Source organism: Micromonospora sp. KC721 (genome assembly GCF_004348355.1).
Taxonomy (GTDB): Bacteria; Actinomycetota; Actinomycetes; order Mycobacteriales; family Micromonosporaceae; genus Micromonospora.
Genome location: NZ_SMJY01000016.1, coordinates 46,948 through 54,321, shown reverse-complemented (window position 1 = coordinate 54,321; position 7,374 = coordinate 46,948). Strand labels below are relative to the sequence as shown.

General features: G+C 70.5%; 6 protein-coding genes and 1 pseudogene. 4 read left to right on the top strand and 3 right to left on the bottom strand.

The window, feature by feature from the left end; translation table 11 throughout:
• Positions 1 to 108 precede the first annotated feature (108 nt).
• From scpB to der, 4 genes and pseudogenes are all read left to right on the top strand, one after another.
• Positions 109 to 708 (top strand): annotated as a pseudogene (scpB, locus tag E1182_RS05225) (SMC-Scp complex subunit ScpB); the annotation flags it as partial.
• Positions 695 to 1,465, top strand: coding sequence for a pseudouridine synthase (locus E1182_RS05220; RefSeq protein ID WP_132261501.1), 771 nt, complete (start codon positions 695 to 697; stop codon positions 1,463 to 1,465). The pseudogene scpB and the gene E1182_RS05220, both read left to right, overlap by 14 nt.
• A 169-nt stretch (positions 1,466 to 1,634) precedes the next feature.
• Positions 1,635 to 2,315, top strand: coding sequence for a (d)CMP kinase (cmk, locus tag E1182_RS05215; RefSeq protein ID WP_132261500.1), 681 nt, complete (start codon positions 1,635 to 1,637; stop codon positions 2,313 to 2,315).
• Positions 2,312 to 3,715, top strand: coding sequence for a ribosome biogenesis GTPase Der (gene der / locus E1182_RS05210; RefSeq protein WP_132261498.1), 1,404 nt, complete (start codon positions 2,312 to 2,314; stop codon positions 3,713 to 3,715). The genes cmk and der overlap by 4 nt, the downstream gene beginning before the upstream one ends.
• 64 nt (positions 3,716 to 3,779) lie before the next feature.
• Here the strand turns inward: der and katG are convergent, their stop codons facing one another.
• The 3 genes from katG to E1182_RS05195 all read right to left on the bottom strand — a co-directional run bounded on the left by katG (position 3,780) and on the right by E1182_RS05195 (position 7,302).
• The gene (katG, locus tag E1182_RS05205; RefSeq protein WP_207921278.1) at positions 3,780 to 5,984 is read right to left on the bottom strand and encodes a catalase/peroxidase HPI; all 2,205 of its coding nucleotides are present in this window, start codon (positions 5,982 to 5,984) and stop codon (positions 3,780 to 3,782) included.
• Between the two features lie 61 nt (positions 5,985 to 6,045).
• Positions 6,046 to 6,477, bottom strand: coding sequence for a Fur family transcriptional regulator (locus tag E1182_RS05200; protein ID WP_132261494.1), 432 nt, complete (start codon positions 6,475 to 6,477; stop codon positions 6,046 to 6,048).
• A gap of 438 nt (positions 6,478 to 6,915) precedes the next feature.
• The gene (locus E1182_RS05195; RefSeq protein WP_132261492.1) at positions 6,916 to 7,302 is read right to left on the bottom strand and encodes a helix-turn-helix domain-containing protein; all 387 of its coding nucleotides are present in this window, start codon (positions 7,300 to 7,302) and stop codon (positions 6,916 to 6,918) included.
• Positions 7,303 to 7,374 lie beyond the last annotated feature (72 nt).

The following is a 7,374-nucleotide window of genomic DNA, read 5'->3' as shown; positions in this document are numbered from 1 at the left end:
GTGTCTCTATTAATTGTGTATGATTATTAATTTTTATTTGTGGTGAAGTAAATCTTTATATGATTATCGGTTTTTTTTTTTTTTTAGATGTGTATAAGAGACAGGGGCAAGCGGGGTCGGCGGCGGACACCGGCCGCACCGCAGCCGGCGGCGCCGGTGCTGGACGATGTCGAACTGCGGGGCGCGCTGGAGGCGATCCTGCTGGTGGTGGACGAACCGGTCAGCGAGCTGATCCTGGCGCAGGTGCTGGAGCAGTCGCCCGAGCGGATCGGCCCGATGCTGGACGACATCGCCGCCGGATACACCGCCGCCGGGCACGGCTTCGAGCTACGCCGGGCCGCCGGCGGCTGGCGTCTGTACACCCGGCCGGAGTACGCGACCTACGTCGAGCGGTTCGTGCTGGACGGGCAGTCGGTGCGGCTGACCCAGGCGGCGCTGGAGACGCTCGCCGTGGTCGCCTACCGGCAGCCGGTGACCCGCTCGCGGATCTCGGCCATCCGCGGTGTGAACTGTGACGGCGTGATCCGTACCCTGGTGTCCCGAGGGCTGGTCGAGGAGTGCGGCACCGAACCGGACAGCGGTGCGTTCCTCTACCGGACCACCACGATGTTCCTGGAGAAGTTGGGGCTGAACTCGGTCGACGACCTTCCCCCGCTCGCCCCGTTCCTTCCCGACGACGTAGAAGAGCTTGCCGATGCGACGCGATGACCGTGCCCCGAACCCCGACGCCCCCGTGTTCACCGGCGCGGAGCGCCTGCAGAAGGTGCTCGCCGCTGCCGGAGTGGGGTCCCGCCGGGCCTGCGAGGACCTGATCTTCCGCCGTCGCGTCACGGTGAACGGTCGGGTGGCGCAGCTCGGTGACAAGGTCGACCCGACCCGCGACGTGATCCACGTCGACGGCGAGCGGCTGCAGGCCGACACCCGGCTGGTCTACCTGGCGATGAACAAGCCCCGTGGAGTGGTCTCCACCATGGCGGACGAGAAGGGTCGTGCCGCGCTGGCCGATTTCCTGGGCAACCGGGTGGAACAGCGGGTGTACCACGTCGGGCGGCTCGACGCGGACAGCGAAGGGTTGCTGCTGCTCACCAACGACGGCACGCTCGCGCACCGGCTCATGCACCCGTCGTACGGGGTGCAGAAGACCTATCTCTGCGAGGTGGCCGGCCCGATTCCGCGCAACCTGGGCAAGCGGCTGGCGGCCGGGGTGGAGTTGGAGGACGGCCCGGTCACCATCGACTCGTTCAAGGTGGTGGACACCCTGGGCAAGACCGCCCAGGTGGAGGTGAGCCTGCACGAGGGGCGCAAACACATCGTCCGGCGGCTGCTGGCCGAGGTGGGGCACCCGGTGAGTCGGCTGGTGCGTACCGCGATCGGGCCGATCCGCCTCGGTGACCTGCGGGCCGGGCGGACCCGGCGGTTGACCAACGCGGAGGTCGCCGCGCTGTTCAAGGCCGTGAGTGACTGAGCCGTTCGATCGGGTACCGCTGCCGGTAGGCTTCGAGCCGGCCGGCGGCCGCCGGTGACGGCGGCGCGCGTGGCCGGCCCGTAGGTGGGCATGATGAACGATGGTAACGACCGCTCGACGGCATCGGAGCGACCGGTGACCGGCGAGGTACGGGCTGAGGAGGACAACGGTGGAGGAAAACGTACGGACCGGGCGCTGCGTGGTCGCTGTGGACGGGCCGTCCGGTTCGGGTAAGTCCACCGTCTCACGCCGGCTCGCCGCCGGTCTCGGTGCCCGCTACCTCGACACGGGGGCGATGTACCGGGCGGTCACCTGGGCGGTGTTGCGCTCCGGCGTCGACCTGGCCGACGTGGAGTCGGTGGCCAAGGTCGCCGGCGAGGTCGAGCTGCGCATCGGCACCGACCCCCAGGGGTACGGCGTCACCGTGGACGGGGCGCAGGTCGACGCGGAGATCCGTGGCCCCGAGGTGACCGGTGCGGTCTCCGCGGTGGCCGCCGTGCCGGCGGTACGGGCAATGCTCGTCGCCCGGCAGCGCGAGATGATCGCCCACGCCGGCCGGATGGTGGTCGAGGGCCGCGACATCGGCGCGGTGGTGGCCCCGGACGCCGATCTGAAGGTCTACCTGACCGCCTCGGCGGCGGCGCGGGCGCAGCGGCGCAGCGCGGAGGACGCGGCCGACGTCGCGGCGACCGCCGCCGACCTGGCCCGTCGGGACCGGCTGGACTCGACCCGCAGGGTCAACCCGCTGCAGCAGGCGCCCGACGCCGTGGAGCTGGACACCACCGAGCTGGGCATCGACGAGGTCGTGGCCCGGCTGCGGGAGCTGCTCACGGAGCGGGGAGTGGCATGACCGACGGCAACGGGTGGGTGGAGCTGCGGGAGCCGGACCTCGACGTCGAGGAGCCGACGGGCCCGCAGCCCGTGGTGGCCGTCGTCGGGCGGCCGAACGTGGGCAAGTCGACCCTGGTCAATCGGCTCATCGGCCGCCGCCAGGCGGTCGTGGAGGACGTGCCCGGGGTGACCCGGGACCGGGTGCCGTACGACGCGCAGTGGAACGGCCGAACGTTCACGGTGGTGGACACCGGCGGGTGGGAGCCGGACGCCCGGGACCGGGCTGCGGCGATCGCCGCGCAGGCCGAGACGGCCGTCGCCACCGCCGACGTGGTGCTCTTCGTGGTCGACGCCATGGTCGGTGCGACAGACGTGGACGAGGCCGCGGTACGGATGCTGCGGCGCGGCGCCAAGCCGGTCATCCTGGTGGCCAACAAGGCGGACAACGCGGCCATCGAGATGGAGGCGACCTCGCTCTGGTCGCTCGGCCTCGGTGAGCCGTACCCGGTCTCCGCGCTGCACGGCCGGGGTTCCGGCGAGCTGCTCGACGCGATCATGAACGCCCTGCCCGAAGCGCCGCCGATCGTCGAGAACCGGCCGCGTGGTCCGCGCCGGGTGGCCCTGGTGGGCCGGCCCAACGTCGGCAAGTCCAGCCTGCTCAACCGCTTCTCCGGCGAGGAGCGGGCGGTGGTCGACGCGGTCGCCGGCACCACCGTCGACCCGGTGGACAGTCTGGTGACGATCGGCGGGGAGACCTGGCAACTGGTCGACACCGCCGGGCTGCGTAAGCGGGTCGGCCGGGCCAGCGGCACCGAGTACTACGCCAGCCTGCGGACCGCCTCGGCGATCGAGGCGGCCGAGGTGGCGGTGGTGCTGCTCGACGCCAGCGAGGTCATCAGCGAGCAGGACCAGCGAATTCTGACCATGGTGGTGGAAGCCGGCCGGGCGCTGGTGATCGCCTTCAACAAGTGGGACCTGGTCGACGGTGACCGCCGCTACTACCTCGACAAGGAGATCGAGCGGGAGCTGCGCCGGATCCCGTGGGCGATCCGGCTGAACCTGTCGGCGAAGACCGGCCGGGCGGTCGACAAGCTCGCCCCGGCGCTGCGCAAGGCGCTGCAGAGCTGGGAGACGCGGGTGCCGACCGCGCAGCTCAACCAGTGGTTGACCGCCCTGGTCCAGGCCACCCCGCACCCGGTGCGCGGCGGCCGGGCACCGAAGATCCTCTTCGCCACCCAGGCGGGGGTCGCGCCGCCGCGGTTCGTGCTGTTCACCACCGCGCCGCTGGACGCCGGCTACCAGCGCTTCGTCGAGCGCAAGCTCCGCGAGGAGTTCGGCTTCGAGGGCAGCCCGGTGGACATCTCGGTACGCCCCCGCAAGAAGCTCGGCCCAGGCGGCCGTGGCAAGGCGCACGGCTGATCCTGGTACGACCACGAACGCCGGGTGGAGCGGCCCGCTCCACCCGGCGTTCGTCATGTGTCGGTCAGGCGAGGTCGAACCGGTCCAGGTCCATCACCTTGATCCACGCCGCGACGAAGTCGCGCACGAACTTCTCCCGGGCGTCGTCGCTGGCGTAGACCTCGGCCAGCGCCCGCAGTTCGGAGTTGGCACCGAAGACGAGGTCGACGCGGCTTCCGGTCCACCGGACCTCACCGGTGCTCCGGTCCCGGCCCTCGAAGGTCTGCGCGTCCTCCGAGGTGGGCCTCCACTCGGTGCCCAGGTCGAGCAGGTTCACGAAGAAGTCGTTGGTCAGCGACCCGGGGGTTGCGGTGAGGACGCCCAGCGGCGACCGCTGGAAGGTCGCACCGAGGACCCGCAGACCGCCGACCAGCACCGTCATCTCGGGTGCGCTCAGGGTCAGCAGGTTCGCCCGGTCGACCAGGAGGAACTCCGCCGGCAGCCGGTTGCCCTTGCCGAGGTAGTTGCGGAACCCGTCGGCGGTCGGCTCGAGCGCGGCGAAGGACTCCACGTCGGTCTGCTCCTGCGACGCGTCCGTACGGCCCGGGGTGAAGGGCACCTCGACCTGGTAACCGGCGTTTCGGGCGGCCTGCTCGACGGCCGCGCAGCCGCCGAGGACGATCAGGTCGGCCAGCGAGATCTTCTTGCCGCCGGTCTGGGCGGCGTTGAACTCCTCCTGGATCCCCTCCAGGGCGCGCAGCACGATGGCCAGCTCGGCGGGATCGTTGACCTCCCAACCGTTCTGCGGCTCGAGCCGAATGCGGGCCCCGTTGGCGCCGCCCCGCTTGTCGCTGCCCCGGAAGGTCGATGCCGAGGCCCACGCCGTGGCGATCAGCTGCGACACGGTCAGCTCGGAGGACAGCAGCCGCTCCTTCAGGGCGGCGACATCCGTGGCGTCGACCAGTTCGTGCGTCACCGGCGGAACCGGATCCTGCCAGATCAGCGTCTCGCTCGGCACCAGCGGCCCGAGGTAGCGCGCGACCGGTCCCATGTCCCGGTGGGTCAGCTTGAACCAGGCCCGGGCGAAGGCGTCGGCGAACTCGTCGGGGTGTTCCAGGAAGCGACGCGAGATGTGCGCGTAGACGGGGTCCTCGCGCAGGGCGAGGTCCGTGGTCAGCATCGTCGGGGCGTGCGTACGGGTCGGGTCGTGGGCGTCGGGCACGGTCCCCGCGCCGGCGCCGCCCTTCGGCTTCCACTGGATCGCGCCGGCGGGGCTACGGGTCTGCTCCCACTCGTAGCCGAACAGGATCTCGAAGAAGCTGTTGTCCCACGCCACCGGGGTGTTCGTCCACGCGCCCTCGAGGCCGCTGGTGATCGTGTCCGCACCCTTGCCGGTGCCGAAGCTGTTGCGCCAGCCCAGGCCCTGCTCCTCGATCGGGGCGCCCTCGGGCTCCGGGCCCACGTACACGTTCGGGTCGGCCGCGCCGTGGGTCTTGCCGAAGGTGTGCCCGCCGGCGATCAGCGCCACCGTCTCCTCGTCGTTCATCGCCATGCGGCGGAACGTCTCGCGGATGTCCCGGGCCGCGGCGAGCGGGTCCCCGCTGCCGTGCGGGCCCTCCGGGTTGACGTAGATGAGACCCATCTGGACCGCGGCCAGGGGTTCCTCGAGATCCCGGTCACCGGTGTACCGCTCATCGCCGAGCCAGGTGGACTCCGGGCCCCAGTAGACGTCCTCGTCGGGCTCCCAGACGTCCGCCCGACCGCCGGCGTAGCCGAAGGTCTGGAACCCCATCGACTCCAGGGCGACGTTGCCGGCGAAGATCATCAGGTCGGCCCAGGAGAGCTTGCGGCCGTACTTCTGCTTGACCGGCCAGAGCAGCCGGCGGGCCTTGTCCAGGTTGGCGTTGTCCGGCCAGCTGTTCAGCGGCGCGAAGCGCTGCATGCCGGCCCCGGCACCGCCCCGGCCGTCACTGATGCGGTACGTGCCCGCGCTGTGCCACGCCATCCGGATGATGAACGGGCCGTAGTGGCCGTAGTCGGCCGGCCACCACTCCTGCGAGGTGGTCAACACCTGGACGATGTCCCGCTTCACCGCGTCGAGGTCGAGGGTCTGGAACTCCCGGGCGTAGTCAAAATCCGGCCCCATCGGGTCGGCCACGGCGGGGTTCTTGTGCAGGATCCTCAGGTTGAGCCGGTTCGGCCACCAGTCCCGGTTCCCCCCACCCTGAGTCGGGTGCGGGGCGCGCGCGGCGGTGACCGGGCAGCGACCCTCGCTCTCCGGCGAGTTCATGTCGCCGACGACTGCATCATGGTTCTCAGCCACGGGAATCCTTCCAGGGGTGTCGTGAGGCTCAGGAACGATCTTCGGTGGAGCAGTCGGGGCACAGGCCCCGGTAGACGACCTCGGCCTCGTCGATCGAGAAGCCGTGGTTTTCGGAGGCGATCAGGCAGGGTGCCTCGCCGACCGCGCACTCGACGTCGGCGATCACCCCGCAGGACCGGCACACCATGTGGTGGTGGTTGTCGCCGACCCGGGACTCGTAGCGGGCCACCAGGCCGGCGGGCTGGATGCGCCGGACCAGGTGCGCGGCCGTCAGCGCGCGTAGCACGTCGTACACGGCCTGGTGGGAGACCTCGGGCAGGCCCGCCCGGACAGCACGGATGATCGAGTCCGTGTCGGCGTGCGGGTGCGTGTGCACTGCGCGCAGCACCGCCACCCGGGGGCGGGTCACGCGCAGGGCGGCGTCGCGCAGTAGCTGAGTGAAGTTCAAGGCGCTGGCCACGCTCGGCAGTCTGGCCCCTTTTCTGGAATGAGTCAAGAAAAATCTGGGGAGGTGTGACCACCGTCAGAGGCGGTTGCGGCGGTACCGGCCGCCGTGCTGGCCACTGGGCCTGGCTCGCGGCCACCGGCGCGCTGGCTCGTACTGTGGATCGCCCTGCGGATCCCGGGCGTGAGGGCTTGATCGTGTCTCGTCTGACCAGGGGTGATCCCCTGGACCGACCCTCCAGTGTCAGGGTGCCCGCATCTCAGGCCGATAGCCACCCAGCTGGTCACCCGAACACGACGAGATGGCGTATCCATCGATGAGATATGCCCCCTGAGCTGCGTCGGGGCGGCTGGATTCGAACCGACGACCCCTTGTTGTCCTGGCCCGATGGCACGCTGATGGCCCGCCCAGCGCCCGGCCTTGCTTGCAACGTCGGGCCCACAGCCCGCCGTGTCACGCGGCGTGGTCGGCGCGAGTGGCGTCGTCGTACGAGTCGCGGGCATCGAGCAGTTCGTTCCAATGCTGCTCGGCCCAGGCGCAGGCGACCGCCATCGGTTCGAGCATGCTGCGGCCCACCGCCGTCAGCTCGTACTCGACATGCGGCGCGGCCTCGGCGTAGACGGTGCGCTTGACCAGGCCGTCCCGTTCGAGCGACCGCAGCGACTGGGTGAGGACCTTGGGAGTGACACGGCTCAGCGGCACGCGCAGCTCAGTGAACCGGCGAGGCCCGTGCTCCAGGCAGCGGATGATGAGCGCCGCCCACTTGTCGCCGAATCGGATCGGGTTGAGCGAGGACGGGCACAGCTCGTCGAACATGTCGGCGGGCAGGGGTTTCCTCATGGCCTCACGATAGCCGGTATCCCAGTGGTAACCGCTGCCCCCGATAGCGTCGCCGAACCGGCCGGGCGCATG

Coding starts and splice junctions, on each gene's coding strand:
- E1182_RS05220 (WP_132261501.1), top strand. CDS start 695: ATGCGACGCGATGACCGTGCCCCGAACCCCGACGCCCCCGTGTTCACC.
- der (WP_132261498.1), top strand. CDS start 2,312: ATGACCGACGGCAACGGGTGGGTGGAGCTGCGGGAGCCGGACCTCGAC.
- katG (WP_207921278.1), bottom strand. CDS start 5,984: ATGAACTCGCCGGAGAGCGAGGGTCGCTGCCCGGTCACCGCCGCGCGC.
- E1182_RS05195 (WP_132261492.1), bottom strand. CDS start 7,302: ATGAGGAAACCCCTGCCCGCCGACATGTTCGACGAGCTGTGCCCGTCC.